We start from the raw sequence: 18,215 nt of genomic DNA, 5'->3' as shown, positions 1-18,215 counted from the left end.
TTCAAATCTCCTGGAATGCGCCCGACAAAACCACCAGTTGACAGCATGTTGTCAATCCGATTTCGGACTGATATCCTGAATCGAAGAGGTTTCACCTTATGGATTGGCGAGAATACATCGAACAACGACCCGATGTCATGCTGGGCAAGCCGGTAATTAAGGGGACGCGCCTGACCGTGGAGCTTATATTGGATAAACTCGGCGGTGGCGTTGATCTGGCCGAGTTGCTCGATTCGTACCCTCAGTTGCGCCCCGAGCATGTACAAGCGGCCCAGGCTTTTGCCGCGGATTACATTGGATTTGATGAAACTATTTGGACGAATGACCGCGTGGGATGAAAATCCTGGCCGACGCCAACATCGAAGGCGCCTTGGTTAAGTGGCTGCGCGCTAAACAGGTTGACGTGCTTTGGGCGTGCGAACTGCCAGATGGGACGCCCGACACCGCTTTGGTGGAGCGCGCTAATTCAGAGCGGCGAATCCTTCTTACGTATGATCGCGACTTTGGCGATCTGGCGATACGCCAGCGATTGGCGATTACCGGCGTGGTCCTGCTTCGATTCAAGCCAAGAAAAGTGGTGCCACGACTCGCGCTACTACAGAAACATTGGCCTAACATCGAACAGCGTGCGCTAAATCATTTCATGGTCGTTACTGACTCGACGATTCGGGTTCGGCCACTTGTTTGAGCATTAAACGAGTCTCCACGCCCGATCCAGCGTTCGCTTCGACCCGGCGATAATCGCTTCGGCGCTTTCGCCAGCCATTGGCTTCACTTCAAAACTCAAGATGCGACGGTTCTTCGTCGACAGGTAGCCATTATCCAGCAATGCGCGGAGGTAGTCGGCCAACTCTTTTACATCGTTGCGAGTTCCGGGTGCGCCGAAGCGGGGATGGTTGTCACCGTAAGCCGGGTGCGCGGGATCGTCCATCGCGCAGTTACCAATGTGGGCGTGGACGAGGTGATCGCCGGCGAGTTTGATCGCCTCCGCCGAGGTCTCGTACTGCAGCGGCAGGTGGCTGAGATCAAGCATGATGCCGAAATCGGGATACTCCCTGCGGACTTCCTTCGAAACGTCCACCGCATCCGAATTCGGGCCGATGAGGCAGTTCTTTCCAAACGGCACCTGATCAAAAGTCTCCAAGACGAGCGGCAACCCTTTTGACTTTGCATATCCCGCGAGCTGTTTGAGCGAATCCGCAAGACGCTGCAACGCCGCTTGCTTATCTGTGGTGACCTTGCCGCTTAGCACGGCAACGCCCTTGCAGCCGAGTTCATGCGCCTGATCAATCCCGGACTTGACCGCGTCGATAGCTTCCTGACGCTCGGCGGTATCGGCGTGGTTCAGGTCGAGTCCGCCGCCGAGAAGAATTGGTTGGGCGCCGAAGCAGAGATCGATGCGGGATTGTTCGGCGATGGCACGGACCTTCATGCGCGTATCGCTATCCTTGATACGCGTGATCTCAATGACCTCGAAATAGGGATCGTTCGCGATGAGCGAGACGCTCTCGAGTACGGGACCCTCGCCACCCATGCAGGCGGGGTAGGCCATGAAGTGCACGATGCCAACGCGGGCGTAATCGTGGATCGATCCGTTCATTGACTACACCACGTACGTCGTGGCGCTCGTCGTACCGCCGCGGCCGGTCCAGTTGGTGTGGTAGAACTCGCCGCGCGGTTTGTCGACGCGCTCGTAGGTGTGTGCGCCGAAGTAGTCACGCTGCGCTTGTAGAAGGTTGGCCGGCAAACGGCCCGTTCGGTACGCGTCGAAGTACGAGAGGGCGCTGCTCATCGCCGGCACCGGGATACCGACGTTCACCGCCGTGCTGACGACGCGCCGCCACGAGGGCTGCGCCTTTGTGACGGCGTCGGTAAAGAAGGGATCGAGCAGGAGATTGACAAGGCCGGGGTTCTTGTCGAACGCTTCTTTAATCTTGCCAAGGAACGCCGAACGGATGATGCAGCCGCCGCGCCACATCAGTGCAATGCCGCCGTAGTTCAGGTTCCAGCCGTACTCCTTGGCCGCCGCGCGCATGAGTTGATAGCCCTGCGCGTAACTGACGATTTTCGAGGCATACAGCGCGTACTTGAGGTCTTCGACGAACGCCGCCTTGTCGCCAGCGAATTGCGCAATATGCGGATGCAGGATTTTCGCCGCCGCAACGCGCTCTTCCTTGATCGCGGATATGCAGCGGGCAAACACCGCCTCGGAAATCAGCGTCAACGGTTGGCCGTGATCAAGTGCTTCAACCACGGTCCATTTGCCCGTGCCCTTCTGCCCCGCGGTATCGAGAATGATGTCGACGGTGTAGTGTCCGTCTTCCTTGTGCGCGAGGATGTCGCGCGTGATTTCGATGAGGTAGGAGTCGAGCTCGCCTTTGTTCCATTCCGCGAACACGGCGTGCATTTCGTCGTTGTGCATACCGAGGCCGTGGTGCATGAGATGATACGTCTCGCAGATCATCTGCATGTCGCCGTACTCGATGCCGTTGTGCACCATCTTCACGAAGTGGCCGGCGCCGCCTTCGCCGACCCAGTCGCAGCAGGGCTCGCCCTTGTCGGTTTTCGCTGCGATGCTCTGGAAGATTGGCTTCACGTGCTCCCACGCCGCGGGCGATCCCCCCGGCATGATCGACGGTCCCTTCAACGCGCCTTCCTCGCCGCCGGAAACGCCGGTTCCGATGTAGAGCAGCCCCTTGCTTTCGACGTGCTCGACGCGGCGAATCGTGTCGGGGAAATGCGAGTTGCCGCCATCCATGATAATGTCGCCGGGTTCGAGATGCGGCAGCAGAAGCTCGATGAAGTCGTCGACCGCCTTGCCCGCCTTCACGAGCATCATCACCTTTCGCGGGCGCTTGAGGCTTTTGCAGAACTCTTCGATGCTGTGGCACCCAATAAACTTCTTGCCTTTGCCGCGGCCATTAATGAAGTCATCGACTTTCGACACAGTGCGGTTGAACACAGCCACCGTGAACCCCTTGCTCTCCATGTTGAGCACGAGGTTCTCCCCCATCACCGCCAACCCAATCAGACCAATATCCGCTTGCGACATTTATACTCACTCCCCAGTAAACTGATATGAACTAACTCACTCGGCGATAGCAGATGTTGGAACGCGTCATCGCAGCAATCGCCTTGGCGGTTATGCTGCAACGCACAGCCACGCTCCGTGACCTCATTTCTTTTTCCCACCGGATTTTTTGCGAGCAGCGTCGGAAACACGAATGAGTAGCCGCAATGCTTCGTTGACAGATTTAGCGCTTGGAAAGGACTTCGCAACGTCCGGTTCGAGCACGACCATGACTTGGTCGCCTGTAAATCGACTGGAATACTTCCCGCGAACCCCGCATCGAAAGTCGTATTCGCCAAGCATATCGTCATCTACAGTTTTAGCTGCTTTCCTCATATCGCTTTCTTTCGAGCCGTGTTGCGCGCCGCGCGCTAATAATCCGAATCCGATCTCTATCATCCGTATGCACGACAACGAGCAACCGCCGCCGCGTCGATACACCTATTGTAATGAATCGTTGCTCGCGATCCGAATGCATCGGGTCCGGAACCGTAATCGATAGCCTATCACGAAAGACACCCGCCGCCTCGGAAAAATCCACGCCATGTTTTGCCAGGTTCGACGTCGCCTTGGACGGGTTCCATGCGAACAACGGCTCCATGCGTGCTTACTTTCTGAGGGCCTGCAAATCGTACGCTGGCAGTTTCTTCTCCGCGAAAAACGGCTTGAACTGAGTAAAACGTTGCCGGCCGTTTACGACAGGGACGCTGGCCCAGTCCTCGCCGATGAGGGGTTTTGCATAGCGTACGAAGTCGTCGGTGACGTCGATCTTGTTCGGCGCGATCCACTCTTTGGGAAACGTGCGTTCGGAGTTCGCGACCTTTTCGAGCGGCACCTTGTCGTACGTGACGTTGTAGATCACACCCGATTGACGCAGGATTGTCGCCATCCAGCCGTTTTCGCCCGACTCCGCAATGAGCGCCGCCTTCTGGCCCACCTTGTAAGCCTCATCGAGATCGACAATCGATGCGTACGCCGCGGTCATGCGCTGGTCAGTACCGGATACCTGCCCGCGCGCTGCGCCGGGCACTGGCAAGCCCCTGTCATTGAGCATCGCGACGACCTGCGCCTGCACGCTCATTTTTGCAGACCCATATACTTTGTGCCCAAAACTATCGAGCGCCTCGCCGCCTTCAACACCCAGTTCGAAACCTTCGCTCACGACGACGATGCAGCGTCCGTCCTTTTTCAACTGATCATTAATGAGATCGCACATTTCCTCGGCAGACACGCCGGACTCCGCCATATAAATTTGCAGTGGCATCTCGCGTTTCGGATCGGCCAGGCGCGCCGCGGCGGGTATGTATCCGATCTTGCGCCCCATAGCCTGCAACACGAGAACGGGATCAGCCGGACACGACCCGCCGTTTTCCTCATTCGCATTTTGCACGGCCGCCATCCAATACCGCGCTACGCTGCCGTAACCCGGCGTGTGGTCAATCAGCTTGAACTCGGAATCGCCGACGTCATTGTCGATCGTCTTTGGCACCCCGACCGCAACGAGGTCGAGTCCCTTCTCATGAGCAAGCACCGACACCTTGTGGCAGGTATCCATCGAGTCGTTGCCGCCGGTATAGAAAAAATAGCCAATGTTGTGCGCCTTCATGACGTCGATGACGCGCGCGAAGTCCTCTGTCTGCTTCGCTTTCAACTTGTACCGGCACGTGCCAATGGACCCTGCCGCGGGCGTGTACCGCAACAACGCGATCTCTTCCTCAGGCTGCGCGGAGATATCGAGCAACTCCTCCTTTAAGACGCCCTCGATTCCATGCCATCCCGCATAAATCTTCCCAAACTTGTCCGGGAACATCTTGCACGTATCGATAATCCCCCGCAGCGAACTGTTGATAACCGGACTCGGCCCACCCGACTGGGCCACAATGACGTTTTTTGCACTCATCAGTACTGCCCCACGTTTACTTGATCGAAGTTCGCATCACCGAATGCGAAGACTCGTTTCGCCAACTATCCAAGTTTGCCCCTGAATGTTCGCTTCATAAAAAAATGGAAGAATTCCCCGGATCGTGGCTAAGACGCTTTCCTTGCCCGGCCCCACGCGCAACACAACGATTCCAACAGACTCGGTGGAAGGATAACGTTTCGTGTTCTCAAAATCGCGGTCGCACGCAAATAAGGTGCGCCCCTCCGCGGCACATACCCGCAGGATGTCCGAGTCAATTGCGCCGGACAACCCCTCTTGGCCGACCGTCATGACATCGTGGAATTCGGAACGCAACAGCACCGCAGCTTCGATAGGCAGATTCTCGTCGAGTTTGAGGTCCACGGAAGCAGGTTAGCTGATAGGAATAAGCACTTGATCACGGGCCAATTCCGCGGCATAGCCGATAGCGGCACGAACATCCTCCAGTGTCAATGGGGGATATGACTTTACGATTTCCTCGGGCGACTCCCCATCCGCAAGATTGTCCAACACGACCGTCACCATGATTCGGGTCCCCTTAATGCAGGGTTTTCCGTGGCAGACCGCCGGGTTTACACTGATTCGTTCTTGCCAATTCATTCTGGTTGCTCCACACACTCTCGCATTAAATATAGCACGAGCCGCGATCAGCCCGCATCCTCTCTAACCCGATCTGCGAACACCTTGGACGTGGGGGCAATTTCCCGCGGCGAACCGTTCCTGGCCGGACTCGGCACGCTCAATTTGGCCGCGATTCCTTTTTTTGGCACGCGACCCACTTTTTTCGGATCGTGAAAGTATACCCACCAACAGACTGCGCGAAAACCGCGCGAACGCAGGCCAAGTTAAACTACAGCAGATACGGCGGCCGAAGGCGCGGGACTTTCCACTCCTAGCTTGTACAAGACCTCTCCGGCGCGCTCGACAAGCAGATATCCTTCATGTTCGCGGTTGCGCCATTGCTCCGGGTCGATGGAGCGCCAATCGCGATAGCCCAGGTTGATGGCGCGGCATTCGGCTTCGGGAATTGATGTGGCCAGCGTCACCTGCACGCGGCATTTTTCCACGCCGTCTTCATATGTGCCGATGCCGCGGACGTGCGTGGAGTGCGCGAGAATACCGCCCGGAATGTCGGCAAACTTGTCCATCTGCGCGAGGAAATAGTCGCGTGTGTGGTAACCAATTCGCTTGATAAGTTCACCATGTGTGATGCTGATTTCGCGGATGTGCGGGCCGTAGATGATCAACTCGCCGCCGTCCGCGACGACCGGTTCCAGCTTGTACATGCACTTGCCCGCCACCCAAATCTCGTCGTACATCTCCGGGGCCATCGCGAGCACGCTTTTGAATGGCTTGTCCTTGTACACGATGTGCGTCTTCGCAGATAAATCTGCGGCGGCAGACCACGCCTCCTCCGGTGCGCCATAGAAGATGCCGTGGCAGTCCTTGCCCATCACATTGAGACAGAAGCAGCGCTTTTCCACCGTAATCATGGACGCGGCCGTATCCACGACGGCGCGGACGGGCGTGTATTTCGCGCCGTTTATTATCGGGTTCGTAATCAGTGCGCCAAGCCAGTGGAATACATTTAGCAGTTCCTCGCCCGCGACACCGGGAAAGAAATACTTGTTGCCGCCGCTAAAGCCAACGACCTCGTGCGGAAACACCGGCCCGACGATACAGACGAGATCGTAGTCGAGCACCCGCTTGTTAATCGTGACCGGCACCGTCTCGCGCAAGAGACCGTCGGAAATCTCGGCGAGTTGCTCCTCGGCGAGATCACCGATGTGCGCGAGCATCGCCGGATTCTTCCACTCGTGATTGAAGATTCCGACGTCGCGATACACGCCGGCCCGTTCTTCCGCGCTAATTCCAAGCATTCTGTAAATCGCATCGTCCGGCATCGGCGGGTGCGTCCCGAGCGCGATGAGGTAGTCCATCTTCGCAACTCGGGCATGCAACGTGTCGTACAGCGCGCGAAACATGGCCGGCATCGGCATGCTGCGCGTGGAGTCAGGAACGATAAACAACGCACGTTTGGCGTCTACTCGTTCGTGCTCGAAGGCATCTTGGACGAAGCGCGCCAATTGCTCGGCAGAAAGCGCAGAGTTCCGTTGTATTAATTGGCGCATTCGTGACAATCCAAGACTGCTCTTCGACCCATTATACGCCTGTCAGCGGTCCGTGCGAGTTTGCTGACGGGACGCTCATGAGGAGAACCCCAGGCTTTCGAGCGTCTTGCTCAACACCGCGTTTTTGGGATCGACGACCGCCCTCGTGTTGTGGAATTCGCGCCGCCGCGGGTACTCCTTGCGGAGCCGGTCGAAGTACGGTCCGCGTTCCGCGGCGGGCATCGTTAGCAGCGCCCGCATCCGAGCGTCGTCCTCCAAAATGTCGTAGACGCTGCAAACCGTCGCTGCCAACTCGGATTGAATGGAACGCGCCGTGCCATTCGCGTGCACTTCAGGCACATCGGGCGCAGGCAAAAGCGGCGCGGGGTCCCACGTGGGCGTGACGCCGAGAAAAGCACAGGCTGCCTCGTAGATTTGCCGCGTACCGTTCACCTTGCCGTCGAACGAGTACCCGGCGATGTGCGGCGTCGCGATGGCGCAGTTCGAGAGCAATTCGAGGTCTACGTCGGGCTCGCTTTCCCACACGTCGAGCGCGGCCGCGCCGATCTTGCCCGATTCGAGCGCGACGCGCAGTGCGTTCCCGTCACACACCGCGCCCCGCGACGTGTTCAGTATCAGCGTACCGGTCTTACACCGCGAAAAGAAGGCCTCGTTCAGCAGGTGATATGTCGCATCGGGTCCGGACTTCGTGAGCGGCACGTGCGCCGTGATGATCGAACAGTTGAAGATTTCCTCAAGCGGACGATACGTGTCGTCACGTGTTTCGCGTTCGAGCGGCGGATCGTTTAGCACGACCCTCATCCCAAGCGCGCGCGCCTTCTGTGCGACTCGCTTGCCGACGTTGCCGTGGCCGATGATACCCAGCGTACGGTCCCATAACTTAAACCCGCGCGTTTCCGCCAGCACGAGCAGAGAGGCGGTGATGTACTCCGCCACACTGTTTGCGTTGCAGCCCGGGGCACTGGCGTAGGCAATACCGCGTTCTTTCAGGTACGCCTCATCGAGATGGTCCGTCCCGATCGTCGCCGTCGCCACAAAGCGCACGCGCGATCCGTCCAACAGCGCCGCGTTCACCCTCGTGATCGAACGCACCATCAGCATGTCCGCGTCGCGAACATCCTCCTGGGAAATCGCGCGCCCCGGCCGCAGGATAACATTACCGAGCGACTCGAATGCGTCACCGCCGTAAGGAATATTTTCGTCGACAATAATTTTCAAGTGGAGCGGGCTCTACGGGAAGTGCCGATAGATATCTTTGCGGTGCAAGCAGCGTACGAAGACAACGTCTTCTCCAATTGCGCGTATGCCGATACGGAATTCGCCAACTCGAATTCGAAAAAGGTTTGCGCTTGCCTGCAACTTCTTCACCCCAGTGACTTCATCCAGATTATTGGCTGCCTTAACGGCGTCGATTACCTCGGACACGCGTTCTCGAATACTACGGTCATTCAATTTTTCAAGGTCTCTTGTAAAACTTCGTCGAAATTCCGCCTTCACGACGTCTCGCCCAAAATCCTTCGCACTTCCTCTTCGTCGACAGGGTCTGTTTCCAGACCTTCGCGGATGGCTTGTGCAAGACCAATCTCTTCGACAACGTCCTCGATGATGCCCCTGAATAATTCGGGGTTTTCCGCCAACACTTCTGGAAGTGCCGACTTAATCGCTTCTTTTAGCTGTCCCTCGCTCGCTGGGGTTGCCATAGCTGCCTCCTCGATCTTACATACGTAACTCTATCACAGATTGTGCACAGACCGCTTCTCTGTTTCGCGTTGCAGAACTGACAAGAATACGAAGATGACAAGCTTGCGCGTCAGAAGCCTAATTCTTCCACGGCGGCGTATCGGGCAGGAACTTCTCAAACTCGTGAATCAATCCCGCCTCGTAGTCCCCTGCATAGGTGCCGTGGAAGAACCGATCAAGTCCTTCCTCGTATAGCCGCTGCCACGACGTTTCCTCTTCGCCTGGGTTAATCGGGAAAAACAGCGCATTGTTTCCTCGTGCAGCCTTCATGTCGCCGGGGGCATCGCCGATCATGAGAATTTTCGACTTGTCGTAGCGGCCCTCGGACGAGAAACGGATGTGCTCCGTTTTTGATCCCATTTCCTGGCCGGCGATCGCGAAAACGTACTGCGCAATCCCCTGCTCTTCCCACTCGCGCTGCAGGGCTTCGGTCGGCGTCTGCGAGCAGACCACCATGTCCGCCTTGCTCTGCGCCTTTTGCAGGCACTCGCGCACGAACGGAAACGGCGGCAAGCCTTCCTTCACGATGTCCGCGACCGTCGCGTTCACCGCCTTGCTCCACGCGAGCGTGCGATGCATGTCCGCGTGATCGTGCAGCTCGCAGTATTTCGCGAGGACAGGATTTCCCATCTTCGTTTCCGTCTCCACCCACTTCCGCAAGTTTGGGATGTCCGGCGCCTTCCATCCGCGCTGTTGCACCTTGTCCCATTCGCTCAACAAGTCGAAAGTCATCACCAGCGCGGGGAAGCGGTTGATGCCGCGCCATTTCGAGTAAAGATTGACGAACTCCGCCGCGGCGCGCGCGTACTTCGAAATGGGCTGGAGGTCCCAATGTTTGATGATGTTCGGAATGAAGCATTCCTTATGTTTCACCTCCATCGTATCGAACGCGCACCCGTCCGAATCGATGGCGATCAGGAATTCGTGCGATGGCTTATGACCCTTCAGGACAGCAACGGGATCGGACATGGAACCTCCTATATTAGCGCGCGCACCCCACGCGCAAAGCGGTAGTTTAGCGCATCGCGATAACCGAGTTGTAGCCGTGGGAAGCAGCGGTGTCAGCGTGTTACACTCCGCCGATGAAATTCGAGAATCGCACCGTCCCTGTCGCCTTGTCCGCCGCCGCCGCGCTCTTATTGCTTCAGGCCACCGTGCTCTATCTGTTCGGGCAGCCGCCGATTTGCACCTGCGGCTACGTCAAAGCGTGGGAAGGCGTCGTGAAGAGTTCGGGCAACTCCCAACACCTGACAGATTGGTACACGTTTTCGCACATCATTCACGGACTCGCCTTCTACGGTCTGCTGACGTGGGCATTTCCGAAAATGCCGGTGGCGTGGCGGTTCGCCGGCGCCGTCGGGCTCGAAGCGGGTTGGGAAATCTTGGAGAACACGCCGATGGTAATAAACCATTACCGCAAGCAGGCGCTCGCGCAAGGTTACGTCGGCGACAGCATCATCAATTCTGTGTGCGACAACCTGTCCATGATCGCGGGTTTCGCCTTCGCGTGGCGCGCCCGCGTGTGGATGACGGTGGGTCTTGTCGCTGCCTTCGAACTGTTCACACTCGCCTGCATCCGCGACAACCTCACCCTCAACATCATCAATCTCATCCACCCCATCGACGCCATCGGACGTTGGCAGGCAGGCGGGTAATCCGCGTTCAGCGGTTACACGCCTGAAAACGCGGAGAAGCCGCCATCCACAGGGATAATCGTTCCGGTAACAAAGCGCGACGCATCCGACGCGAGCCACACGGCCGCGCCGACCAAGTCGCCGCTGATCCCGAAATCGCCCATGGGCGTGTGATCGATGATTTGTTGGCCGCGCTCGGTGAGTTCGCCCGTGCGATCGTTGGTCAGGAGGAATTGGTTCTGCGCGGTGAGGAAGAACCCGGGTGCGATCGCGTTCACACGCAGCTTCGATTTGCAGTCCCGAGCAAGGTACACCGCAAACCACTTCGTGAAATTGTCCACCGCCGCCTTCGCTGCGCTGTATCCGACGATGCGCGTAAGCGGCGTAGTTGCAGCCATCGAGGAAATATTAACGATCGACCCACCCGCTTCGTTCTGAACCATGCGTTTGCCGAATACTTGGCACGGCCGCACAATCGCGGCGAGAAAATTGAGGTCAATGACCCGTTGCATCGCGTCCGGCGTAATGTCGAAAAAGGAAAGTTCCGGAGATGTCGTCGCTTCTTTCAGGTTCCCCCCGACACAGTTCACCAGAATATCGACCTTGCCAAACTCCTTGAAAACCTCGTCCGCGAACGATTCGACCGCGCCGGGCTTGGTGATATCGAGTTCGTAGCCGACGGCGTGCCCGCAGGTTTCCCGCATTTGCGACGCGACGTACGCAGCTTTATCAAGGGTAACGTTCGTGACGGCGATCTGCGCGCCCGCCCGGGCCAGCCCGCACGAGATGGCGCTGCCAAGCGCTCCGCCGCCGCCTGTAATGACTGCGACTTTGCCGGTCAGGTCAAAAACTTGGACGCCGTCGGGCACGCAGGACTCCTTCAATTTGCGCGGAATAGCGTACAATAACCCCAAGAAACGCAGAGTGAAACGCTATCATACGTTGCGTGATCGATCAAGAACGCAAGTCCCATAATACTCGCACGCGTACTCGGGCGGCGTCCTCCTGAACCGGGCCGCGCTGGCGTTGGGACCAGACATCGATGGAGCTTGGCCATGTGTGCAATGAAGAAGTCTGACTTCAAGATGCGCATTCGCGAGGAAGCGAAGCGCAAGATCAAGGGGGCGCAGGCGACGACCCAGGACCACCAGGCCTACCGCGACCGAATTGAGGCGGGGCGTCGTGAATTGCTCACGAAGAGCTCGCAAGGCGGCGATCCAAAAGCGATGCGCATCCGGAACGAACTGATGTACCTCCTGAACAACTACACGCCAAGCTACGACATGCGCATCCAACAGCTTATCGATCAGTGGCGCACGAGCCACGACCCGACGTATAGCCCGGACATCCAAATCAAGTTCCGCCGCGCGCGGCAGGAGTACGAACGAAAAACGAACGCCTTCTGACCGCTTCTCGATCAGGACAGCAGCAGTTCGGCGAGGGGGCCGGCAACATCGGTCCCGGATTTGTCTTCGAATACGGCGAACATCGGGGAAGGATTGCACTCGAGTACGTGAAACCCGCGCCCGCCGCGAATCAAATCGACGCCGGAAAACGTCATGGAACACACCCGCGCGGCAGCAATGCAGGCACGCGCTTCCGCTCGCGACAACCTCGTGGCGACCACCTCGTCCTCTTTGCGGCGGTAATCAAGCTCGGTCGAGTGAATTTCTGCGGCGGCGACGCACCTGCCGCCGACTACATACGCGCGGACGCTGACCCCTTCCACCCGCTCCTGAAACAGCACCGGAGCGACGCGAAGGGATTCGAGGCGGTCTTGCGTCAGGTCTGCGCGGCGCACGGCGCGTACCGTCGCGCCGCCACCCACCGGTTTGTACACCGCGCGGCCTACCGCGCGCACAAACGCTTTCACCGCCACCGGATCAGACGACGCAAGGTATCGCGGGACGGGAAGCCCGGCCCCGTCGAGCAGCGCAAGCTGATACGGCTTGCGGCTGTGCTGCGCATTGACGTCAAGATCGTTGACGATGGGAACGCCACGCGATTTCAACGCGAGGATAATCGAAGCGAGCAGTGCGAGACGTTCGTCCATCTGCGCGATTAGGCCGTGCGGGCGTTGCCGAAAGTCCTTGCGGTACTGCGGCGCGAGCGGGTTTGCACCCAAGCCGCGGAGATAAACCGAGGTGACGGCGCGAGGCAAACGACGCCCATCGCATTCGATTTTACCCCGGCCCATCGATAGGGACATCTGCCCGGGGAATGCCTGGGTATCGACAAGTAGGGACCGGCCGCGACGCTGGCGAATTTCTTCACGCACACGCACCACCTGCGGGTCATCGACTGCCCCGAAGATGATGACCGTCCCCATGCCGGATCGTCTGCGCGGTGTCAGGTTATACTGCCTTGGTGCTTTCCTCGCCGACGGCCAGCGTTGTTACCCAGCACCATTTGCCTCCCTCCTCGCACTTGGCCGCCGTAGTAACCGTCAGGGCCATGGCGGGCTTTTCCAATTCCTCGATAAAGAGGCGCTTCTTCTTCGATACTTCCTTTGCGCGCTTCATGGTACACCTCCAATGCGGAACAGGCCCCCTCGTGTGGCGTCTCTATTCTATACCACCGAGCAGGCCGTTTTGTTACGCTGTGCCCGACAACCCGGCCGGTTCGCAGCAAGGGAGTGCGCGCAATGAGGACCATCAGTCGACGGCAGTTTATGGGCACGACGGCCGCGGCAACCATCGGCGCCGCCCTTGGAACAAATGCCGCGCCGCCAACTCGAAAACTGAATGTGTTGCACATCATTTCGGATGACCTGTGCGCGCGGCTGGGCTGTTACGGCGATACGATGGTGAAATCCCCGAACATCGACCGTCTGGCCGCGCGTGGCGTGTTGTTTCAACATGCCTATTGTCAGTATCCGCTGTGCAATCCAAGCCGCGCCTCGTTCATGACGGGCATGCGTCCGGATACGATCAAGGTCCTCGACAACCAAGCCGTGTTTCGCGATGCCATTCCCGACGCGGTCACAATCGCGCAAAGTTTCAAAAACGCCGGATACAGTGTCGCGCGCGTGGGCAAAATCTATCACTACGGCGTGCCGCGGCAGATCGGAACCGACGGGTTGGACGACCCCGCGTCGTGGGAAGAGGTCTACAACCCCAGGGGCCGCGATGTCGACGATATCGGGTTGGTCGAGGTGTTGGAACTCGGCCCGGATGGGAAGTCGCGCACCGTAACGGGAAAGAAGCCGGAGAACACCGGCGGCACGTTGAGCTGGCTTGCCGCGGACGGTGTCGACGCGGAACAGACGGACGGCATTGGCGCGGCGGCGGCAATCCGCATGTTGGAAGCGCGAGCGAAGGAGGACAAACCGTTCTACCTCGCCGTCGGCTTCTACCGGCCCCACACGCCGTACATTGCGCCGAAGAAGTATTTCGACATGTATCCAACAGGCGAGATCCCCCTGCCCGAGATTCCCGCGAACTTGAACGAACTGTTTCCGGCGCCCGCCTTGGCGACGCACAAGCCCATGCATCACGCCATGAGCGGCGAATTACGCCGGGAAGCAATTCAGGCGTACGCCGCATCGACCACCTTCATGGATGCCCAGGTCGGATTGGTGCTGGACGCGCTCGATCGTTTGAATCTCACCGGCAATACAATCGTAGTGTTTCACAGCGATCACGGGTATCACCTCGGCGAGAAGCATCTGTGGCAAAAGATGAGCATCTTCGAGGAGTCCGCGCGCGTGCCGCTGATCGTTTGCGTGCCGGGGAACGGGGCGAACGGCACGAAAAGTACACGACCGGTCGAATTAGTCTCGCTCCACAAGACCTTGGTCGATCTGTGCGGAATCGCGGGAGACGCGAAAACCCAGGGACACAGCTTCCGCGTGTTGGTGGAGAATCCCAATGCGGAGTGGAATCACGCTGCGTACTCGCAGGTACAGCGCAAAAAAGACAGCGAACAAATCACGGGCCGCAGCGTCCGCACCGAACGATGGCGGTACACCGAGTGGAACGGGGCCGCAGACGGGACCGAACTGTACGATCACACGACCGACCCGGGCGAAATGAAGAACCTCGCCGGCGATCCGGCGCACGCGAACACTGTCGAAGAATTGCGCACGGTTCTCCGCGAAGGCGGGAAGTAGATACCTTCGCCGACAAAACACGCAAGGCATGCTCGTCACCGTTGCCGCGGAGGGCAAAGCTCCGTCCGGTGCCGCGGGTGAGGTGAGGCTCCGTCACGGTGCCGTGGGTGGGGCGAGGCCCCGTCCGGTACCGGGGGTGAGGCAAAGCTCCGTCGGGTGCCGTGGGTGGGGCAAAGCTCCGTCCGGTGCCGCGGGTGGGGCGAGGCTCCGTCCGAGCCACTCTTCTGCTTACGAAACACAGCTCGAAAGGAGCCTCGCCCCACCCACGCTTAAACCGACTACAGAATTACCGCGCGTGACTCCGCATCGTACTTCGCCGTTTTGCCGGTGCGCGCCGCGTGCGCAGCCATTTGCAGCGCAGTTTGCACACGATACGCAAGGTCAATCGAGCTGTTCGGCTTCTCGCGCGTGCGGACGCAGGTCAGCAAGTTCTTCCAGTGTTCGGGGACACTTTCCTTGCCTTCGATTGGGAACCGCTGCGCGTCCTTCTTCGCCCCCTCTGCCGCCGTAAACACAACTTCATCCTGCTTCGTTTCCGGGTTCGGCATGACCGTCAGCGTTCCATCCCAACCGCGCAGGTGCGGGCACCTTCCTCCCGATCCGCGTCCATGCGCGCCCTGCAGGTTGTTGCCCTGCGTACCGAGAACCGCAAGCGTGAGCTTTTCCGGATAGTCCAGCAACATGTTGAAAGTGTCGGGCACTTCGCGCTCGGGATACCGATAGATTCCGCCGATGCCGACGGCCTGTGACGGAACGCTCACGCCGAGCATGAATACTGTCGGTGTCAGCGAATGCGGGAACAAGTCGGTGACAGGTCCGCCACTGTAGTCTTCATACATGCGCCAGCGGAAATAGCGGCTGACGTCGAAGTCGCGTTTGGGCGCATCGCCGAGGAACGCTTCCCAGTTGAGGTCATTCCCGGGTTTTGCGTTCGGATCGTCAATGGGCATGCCGCGCTCGCCCCAGTCGCCCACGCGGAAGTATCCGCACTCGGCATGAATGGGCTGGCCGATGAGACCTTCCTTCACCAGCTTCGCCATCGTGTGCCACGCGGGATCGGACATGCCCTGGGTGCCGAGTTGGAACACCCGATCCGACTTGCCGATCTCGTCGCACGCGGTCTTCGTAATCTCGATCTGGCGCCAATGCGTGAACGGCTTCTCGCAATACACGTCCTTGCCCGCGCGCACCGCGTCCACCGCTTGCGGCGCGTGCACATGGTCCGGCGTTGCCACGCAGACGACGTCGACATCTGCGTTCGCAAGCAATTCGTGATGAATCCAATGCTGCTTCAACTGGAACCGCTCCGCGAGCGCGGCCATCCGCGGACGGTACGCATCGCACGCGGCGACCAGTTCGATCGCCTCGCCGCGCTCGCGCATCGCCGCGAGCTCCTTCGCGTGATGCGAGCCGCGCCCGCCGCACCCGATGAACCCCACGCCGATGCGGTCGTTCGCCCCCACCGGCGTCTGCGCCTGGGCCTTTGCGCGCGGTAGCACGGACCCCGCGGCAAGCGCGCCAGCCGTGTAAATGAACGTGCGCCGCGTCGGTTTGAGTTCGTTCGATTCTGTGTTCATAGCACTCCCCCCGGAGCTATTTTGCCGGCGCCGTGGGCGCGACAAGCGGCTCCACGAGTTTCAACCAGCGTTGATAGACTGCTTCCACTTCTACCTTGGTTTTCGTTCCGTCCCACACTGCCACGCCGTAGGTAAGCACAAGTTCCATTTTCTGCAGCGGTTCCTTGTCGAGCGCGAGCGTGGCGGACAAGTACGCAAATGGCGTGTCCATCGTGTACCACGTCGCGGGGTGCCGCTCGTTTGTGGGATGGTCGAACATTGCCACCGTTACCGGCTTGCCATCCGCATTCGCGGAATACGCGCACCACGTCGATTTCACGATGGCAGTCCCCGCCACCCCCGTCCCCCCGTCCGCATTGAAGAAGGTACCACCCTTGTCCATCGATTCGAGAAACCTCATGCCGAGACCGTTGTATTTTGTGCCGGTGAACGTGGGCCCGGGTTTGCCCTGAGAACCGTACAAGGAGGACTTCCAGGTCAGCAGCGTAGGGACCAGACCTGCGGGTCTGTGCAGGACAACTGTTCGATCTTCCTCCACCGCAATGTCGCCGGTCGGCGACTTCCATTCGATTTTCTCCGTCAGCGTTGCATCACCAACTGCTTGACGATCACCAAAAAGCTCGAATTGATGCCCCTGTGTCGCTTGTTCCCCATGGCCCTCCGCCTCTTCCCAGAAGTTCGTCCCATCAACGGCGACCGCAAACATAAGCCCGTGGTGATGTTTGTGGTCTTCAGGCGAATCGCGGAGTATGTTGACGCCCGAGGGTGTATAAAGCGCTTCCACGTAAGGTTTGAACGCTGGAGGCGTGAATAAGGAAAAATTCGTTGTCTCAACATCGACTGCTCTGGGTTCGTATCGCCAGGTTAGCTTAGGCGTTTTGCCCACTAACACAGTCAGCCGGCCACGCTCGTCCGCGCAATCAAAGCCACTCTCTGCCGCAAACGCGCTTGTCGCCGTACAAAGCAGTACGTTGCCGATCGCAATACCAAAACGCAGAGTAAAGCGCATTGTGCTCTCCTTATTATGAGTGTAGCAGTGATCTTAAATGCGCGATGCTGCGCTTTCCTTGCTCGACCGTTCCGCACTCAACGGACAACACAATGTCGCGCGGTGCCGTCTTCACGATATCGATCACGCGTTTCCAATCGATGACGCCGTCGCCGCAGGCACAGCCCACGGGCGTGCCCGTGACTTTGCCGCGCTCGGTATCGGACTGTTGAACCGAAATGTCTTTCGCATGCAGGTGGACGAGACGGTCTTTCACGCGCTCCAGCCACGCGTACGGATCGTGCCCGCAGAGATAGCTGTTGCCGGTATCGAAATTAATGCCAATGGCCGGGCTATCGACGAGGTTGTAAATGCGGTCGAGGCCGTCGGGATGTTTCGAGTACTGCTGGTGCGGCTCAATGCCGATGAAGATGCCGCGCGCTTCGGCGACATAACTCGCTTCCCGCAATACGTAGCGCATCAGCGTGTGATCTTCTTCGATAGTGGTCCACTTTGGCTTTGGACCTTCGTCCGTATTGCAGACCGGCGCGCCCGCTTCCGCCGCAAAGCGGATAGCCTGCTTGAGGTATTCCGTGCTTATTTCCGGTTTGCACAACGGACAGTGCGCGCTGAAACCCGACAATTTCACGCCCGCTTTCTCGCAGGCGCGCTTGACCCGATAGGGATCGTCGTACATCGAGACGCTGTGAAAGTAACCCGCTTCGCTCAATAATTCGCGGCCGAGGTGCACCATCGGCTCGACGTACTCGTAGCCGAGTTCCGCGGCCTTGTCGACGCCCCATTCGAACGGTTTGTCCTCGTGTCGAACAAACTCAAGGTTGATGCCAATGCCGATACTTGCCATGACCAGAATTCCCCCTCTGGTGTGTGACTACGGTCGATTATGAAGCGGAAGTTAACGCGGGCCGCGCGGCGGCCTGTTACCCCCCGACGTACAATGTGCGGGCCGGCATGTCCCCCGACGCGCCGACGCCAAAAAACAGTATAGCAGACTGGAAGAAAAAATACTGGTTTTCAGACG

Annotated in this window: 23 protein-coding genes; 5 read left to right on the top strand and 18 right to left on the bottom strand. The window is 58.8% G+C overall.

Features of this window, described 5'->3' with window-relative positions; translation table 11 throughout:
- The first annotated feature begins 98 nt into the window (after nt 1-98).
- Both HUU46_11225 and HUU46_11220 read left to right on the top strand, forming a co-directional pair.
- Entirely contained in the window at nt 99-338 is a 240-nt protein-coding gene (locus HUU46_11225; protein NUM54206.1) for a DUF433 domain-containing protein, read from the top strand.
- A complete protein-coding gene (locus tag HUU46_11220) occupies nt 335-688 on the top strand; it encodes a DUF5615 family PIN-like protein (protein ID NUM54205.1) in 354 nt (117 codons plus the stop codon). The genes HUU46_11225 and HUU46_11220 overlap by 4 nt, the downstream gene beginning before the upstream one ends.
- Nucleotides 689-691: 3 nt before the next feature.
- Here HUU46_11220 and HUU46_11215 read toward each other — a convergent pair whose 3' ends face one another.
- The 12 genes from HUU46_11215 to HUU46_11160 all read right to left on the bottom strand — a co-directional run bounded on the left by HUU46_11215 (nt 692) and on the right by HUU46_11160 (nt 9,832).
- Complete coding sequence (locus tag HUU46_11215; protein NUM54204.1) at nt 692-1,600, bottom strand: sugar phosphate isomerase/epimerase; 909 nt, start codon at nt 1,598-1,600, stop codon at nt 692-694.
- Nucleotides 1,601-1,603: 3 nt separating this feature from the next.
- Nucleotides 1,604-3,052, bottom strand: a complete 1,449-nt coding sequence (gene gnd, locus HUU46_11210) for a decarboxylating NADP(+)-dependent phosphogluconate dehydrogenase (protein NUM54203.1) — start codon at nt 3,050-3,052, stop codon at nt 1,604-1,606.
- 123 nt (nt 3,053-3,175) lie between these two features.
- Complete coding sequence (locus HUU46_11205; GenBank protein ID NUM54202.1) at nt 3,176-3,406, bottom strand: hypothetical protein; 231 nt, start codon at nt 3,404-3,406, stop codon at nt 3,176-3,178.
- Entirely contained in the window at nt 3,390-3,671 is a 282-nt protein-coding gene (locus HUU46_11200; protein ID NUM54201.1) for a BrnT family toxin, read from the bottom strand. Before HUU46_11200 ends, HUU46_11205 begins: the two co-directional genes overlap by 17 nt.
- A gap of 6 nt (nt 3,672-3,677) precedes the next feature.
- Nucleotides 3,678-4,970 carry a diphosphate--fructose-6-phosphate 1-phosphotransferase gene (locus HUU46_11195; protein ID NUM54200.1) on the bottom strand — a complete coding sequence of 431 codons (1,293 nt, stop codon included), beginning with the start codon at nt 4,968-4,970 and terminating at the stop codon, nt 3,678-3,680.
- Between the two features lie 36 nt (nt 4,971-5,006).
- Nucleotides 5,007-5,354, bottom strand: a complete 348-nt coding sequence (locus HUU46_11190) for a DUF5615 family PIN-like protein (protein ID NUM54199.1) — start codon at nt 5,352-5,354, stop codon at nt 5,007-5,009.
- 9 nt (nt 5,355-5,363) lie between these two features.
- Nucleotides 5,364-5,591 carry a DUF433 domain-containing protein gene (locus HUU46_11185; GenBank protein NUM54198.1) on the bottom strand — a complete coding sequence of 76 codons (228 nt, stop codon included), beginning with the start codon at nt 5,589-5,591 and terminating at the stop codon, nt 5,364-5,366.
- A gap of 245 nt (nt 5,592-5,836) precedes the next feature.
- Complete coding sequence (locus HUU46_11180) at nt 5,837-7,123, bottom strand: DUF2088 domain-containing protein (protein NUM54197.1); 1,287 nt, start codon at nt 7,121-7,123, stop codon at nt 5,837-5,839.
- A gap of 75 nt (nt 7,124-7,198) precedes the next feature.
- Nucleotides 7,199-8,341 carry a 4-phosphoerythronate dehydrogenase PdxB gene (gene pdxB / locus HUU46_11175; protein ID NUM54196.1) on the bottom strand — a complete coding sequence of 381 codons (1,143 nt, stop codon included), beginning with the start codon at nt 8,339-8,341 and terminating at the stop codon, nt 7,199-7,201.
- A 12-nt stretch (nt 8,342-8,353) separates the two neighbouring features.
- Nucleotides 8,354-8,620: a type II toxin-antitoxin system RelE/ParE family toxin gene (locus tag HUU46_11170; protein NUM54195.1), complete on the bottom strand. Its 267-nt coding sequence runs from the start codon at nt 8,618-8,620 to the stop codon at nt 8,354-8,356.
- Nucleotides 8,617-8,823, bottom strand: coding sequence for a hypothetical protein (locus HUU46_11165; protein ID NUM54194.1), 207 nt, complete (start codon nt 8,821-8,823; stop codon nt 8,617-8,619). Before HUU46_11165 ends, HUU46_11170 begins: the two co-directional genes overlap by 4 nt.
- 118 nt (nt 8,824-8,941) lie before the next feature.
- Complete coding sequence (locus HUU46_11160; GenBank protein NUM54193.1) at nt 8,942-9,832, bottom strand: HAD hydrolase-like protein; 891 nt, start codon at nt 9,830-9,832, stop codon at nt 8,942-8,944.
- A 113-nt stretch (nt 9,833-9,945) separates the two neighbouring features.
- Between HUU46_11160 and HUU46_11155 the strand changes: the two genes are divergently transcribed.
- Nucleotides 9,946-10,518, top strand: coding sequence for a DUF2585 domain-containing protein (locus HUU46_11155; GenBank protein NUM54192.1), 573 nt, complete (start codon nt 9,946-9,948; stop codon nt 10,516-10,518).
- A gap of 14 nt (nt 10,519-10,532) precedes the next feature.
- On the opposite strand, the gene HUU46_11150 is transcribed toward HUU46_11155, so the two are convergent.
- Nucleotides 10,533-11,366, bottom strand: coding sequence for an SDR family oxidoreductase (locus HUU46_11150; GenBank protein NUM54191.1), 834 nt, complete (start codon nt 11,364-11,366; stop codon nt 10,533-10,535).
- 186 nt (nt 11,367-11,552) lie between these two features.
- On the opposite strand from HUU46_11150, the gene HUU46_11145 reads away from it, so the two are divergent.
- Entirely contained in the window at nt 11,553-11,903 is a 351-nt protein-coding gene (locus tag HUU46_11145) for a hypothetical protein (protein NUM54190.1), read from the top strand.
- A gap of 11 nt (nt 11,904-11,914) precedes the next feature.
- Here the strand turns inward: HUU46_11145 and HUU46_11140 are convergent, their stop codons facing one another.
- Both HUU46_11140 and HUU46_11135 read right to left on the bottom strand, forming a co-directional pair.
- Complete coding sequence (locus HUU46_11140) at nt 11,915-12,826, bottom strand: ATP-grasp domain-containing protein (protein ID NUM54189.1); 912 nt, start codon at nt 12,824-12,826, stop codon at nt 11,915-11,917.
- 25 nt (nt 12,827-12,851) lie between these two features.
- A complete protein-coding gene (locus HUU46_11135; protein ID NUM54188.1) occupies nt 12,852-13,019 on the bottom strand; it encodes a hypothetical protein in 168 nt (55 codons plus the stop codon).
- A gap of 122 nt (nt 13,020-13,141) precedes the next feature.
- On the opposite strand from HUU46_11135, the gene HUU46_11130 reads away from it, so the two are divergent.
- The gene (locus HUU46_11130; protein NUM54187.1) at nt 13,142-14,608 is read left to right on the top strand and encodes a sulfatase; all 1,467 of its coding nucleotides are present in this window, start codon (nt 13,142-13,144) and stop codon (nt 14,606-14,608) included.
- A gap of 278 nt (nt 14,609-14,886) precedes the next feature.
- Here HUU46_11130 and HUU46_11125 read toward each other — a convergent pair whose 3' ends face one another.
- Genes HUU46_11125 through HUU46_11115 form a run of 3 tightly spaced genes read right to left on the bottom strand, consistent with a single transcriptional unit; the run spans nt 14,887 to nt 18,038 of the window.
- Nucleotides 14,887-16,185, bottom strand: a complete 1,299-nt coding sequence (locus HUU46_11125; GenBank protein ID NUM54186.1) for a Gfo/Idh/MocA family oxidoreductase — start codon at nt 16,183-16,185, stop codon at nt 14,887-14,889.
- Nucleotides 16,186-16,201: 16 nt separating this feature from the next.
- Nucleotides 16,202-17,194 (bottom strand): PmoA family protein, encoded by a 993-nt coding sequence (locus tag HUU46_11120; GenBank protein NUM54185.1) that lies wholly within the window; start codon nt 17,192-17,194, stop codon nt 16,202-16,204.
- 13 nt (nt 17,195-17,207) lie between these two features.
- On the bottom strand, nt 17,208-18,038 hold the full coding sequence (locus HUU46_11115; GenBank protein NUM54184.1) for a sugar phosphate isomerase/epimerase: 831 nt from the start codon (nt 18,036-18,038) through the stop codon (nt 17,208-17,210).
- Nucleotides 18,039-18,215 lie beyond the last annotated feature (177 nt).

Source organism: Candidatus Hydrogenedentota bacterium (genome assembly GCA_013359265.1).
GTDB lineage: Bacteria > Hydrogenedentota > Hydrogenedentia > Hydrogenedentales > SLHB01 > JABWCD01.
The sequence above is the reverse complement of the archived record's forward strand: the minus strand, read 5'-3'. Positions and strand labels throughout refer to the sequence as shown.

Coding starts and splice junctions, on each gene's coding strand:
- HUU46_11200 (NUM54201.1), bottom strand. CDS start 3,671: ATGGAGCCGTTGTTCGCATGGAACCCGTCCAAGGCGACGTCGAACCTG.
- HUU46_11125 (NUM54186.1), bottom strand. CDS start 16,185: ATGAACACAGAATCGAACGAACTCAAACCGACGCGGCGCACGTTCATT.
- HUU46_11140 (NUM54189.1), bottom strand. CDS start 12,826: ATGGGGACGGTCATCATCTTCGGGGCAGTCGATGACCCGCAGGTGGTG.
- HUU46_11180 (NUM54197.1), bottom strand. CDS start 7,123: ATGCGCCAATTAATACAACGGAACTCTGCGCTTTCTGCCGAGCAATTG.
- HUU46_11215 (NUM54204.1), bottom strand. CDS start 1,600: ATGAACGGATCGATCCACGATTACGCCCGCGTTGGCATCGTGCACTTC.
- HUU46_11185 (NUM54198.1), bottom strand. CDS start 5,591: ATGAATTGGCAAGAACGAATCAGTGTAAACCCGGCGGTCTGCCACGGA.
- HUU46_11145 (NUM54190.1), top strand. CDS start 11,553: ATGTGTGCAATGAAGAAGTCTGACTTCAAGATGCGCATTCGCGAGGAA.
- HUU46_11205 (NUM54202.1), bottom strand. CDS start 3,406: ATGAGGAAAGCAGCTAAAACTGTAGATGACGATATGCTTGGCGAATAC.
- HUU46_11195 (NUM54200.1), bottom strand. CDS start 4,970: ATGAGTGCAAAAAACGTCATTGTGGCCCAGTCGGGTGGGCCGAGTCCG.
- HUU46_11130 (NUM54187.1), top strand. CDS start 13,142: ATGAGGACCATCAGTCGACGGCAGTTTATGGGCACGACGGCCGCGGCA.
- gnd (NUM54203.1), bottom strand. CDS start 3,052: ATGTCGCAAGCGGATATTGGTCTGATTGGGTTGGCGGTGATGGGGGAG.
- HUU46_11135 (NUM54188.1), bottom strand. CDS start 13,019: ATGAAGCGCGCAAAGGAAGTATCGAAGAAGAAGCGCCTCTTTATCGAG.
- HUU46_11220 (NUM54205.1), top strand. CDS start 335: ATGAAAATCCTGGCCGACGCCAACATCGAAGGCGCCTTGGTTAAGTGG.
- HUU46_11160 (NUM54193.1), bottom strand. CDS start 9,832: ATGTCCGATCCCGTTGCTGTCCTGAAGGGTCATAAGCCATCGCACGAA.
- HUU46_11225 (NUM54206.1), top strand. CDS start 99: ATGGATTGGCGAGAATACATCGAACAACGACCCGATGTCATGCTGGGC.
- HUU46_11115 (NUM54184.1), bottom strand. CDS start 18,038: ATGGCAAGTATCGGCATTGGCATCAACCTTGAGTTTGTTCGACACGAG.
- HUU46_11155 (NUM54192.1), top strand. CDS start 9,946: ATGAAATTCGAGAATCGCACCGTCCCTGTCGCCTTGTCCGCCGCCGCC.
- HUU46_11165 (NUM54194.1), bottom strand. CDS start 8,823: ATGGCAACCCCAGCGAGCGAGGGACAGCTAAAAGAAGCGATTAAGTCG.
- HUU46_11120 (NUM54185.1), bottom strand. CDS start 17,194: ATGCGCTTTACTCTGCGTTTTGGTATTGCGATCGGCAACGTACTGCTT.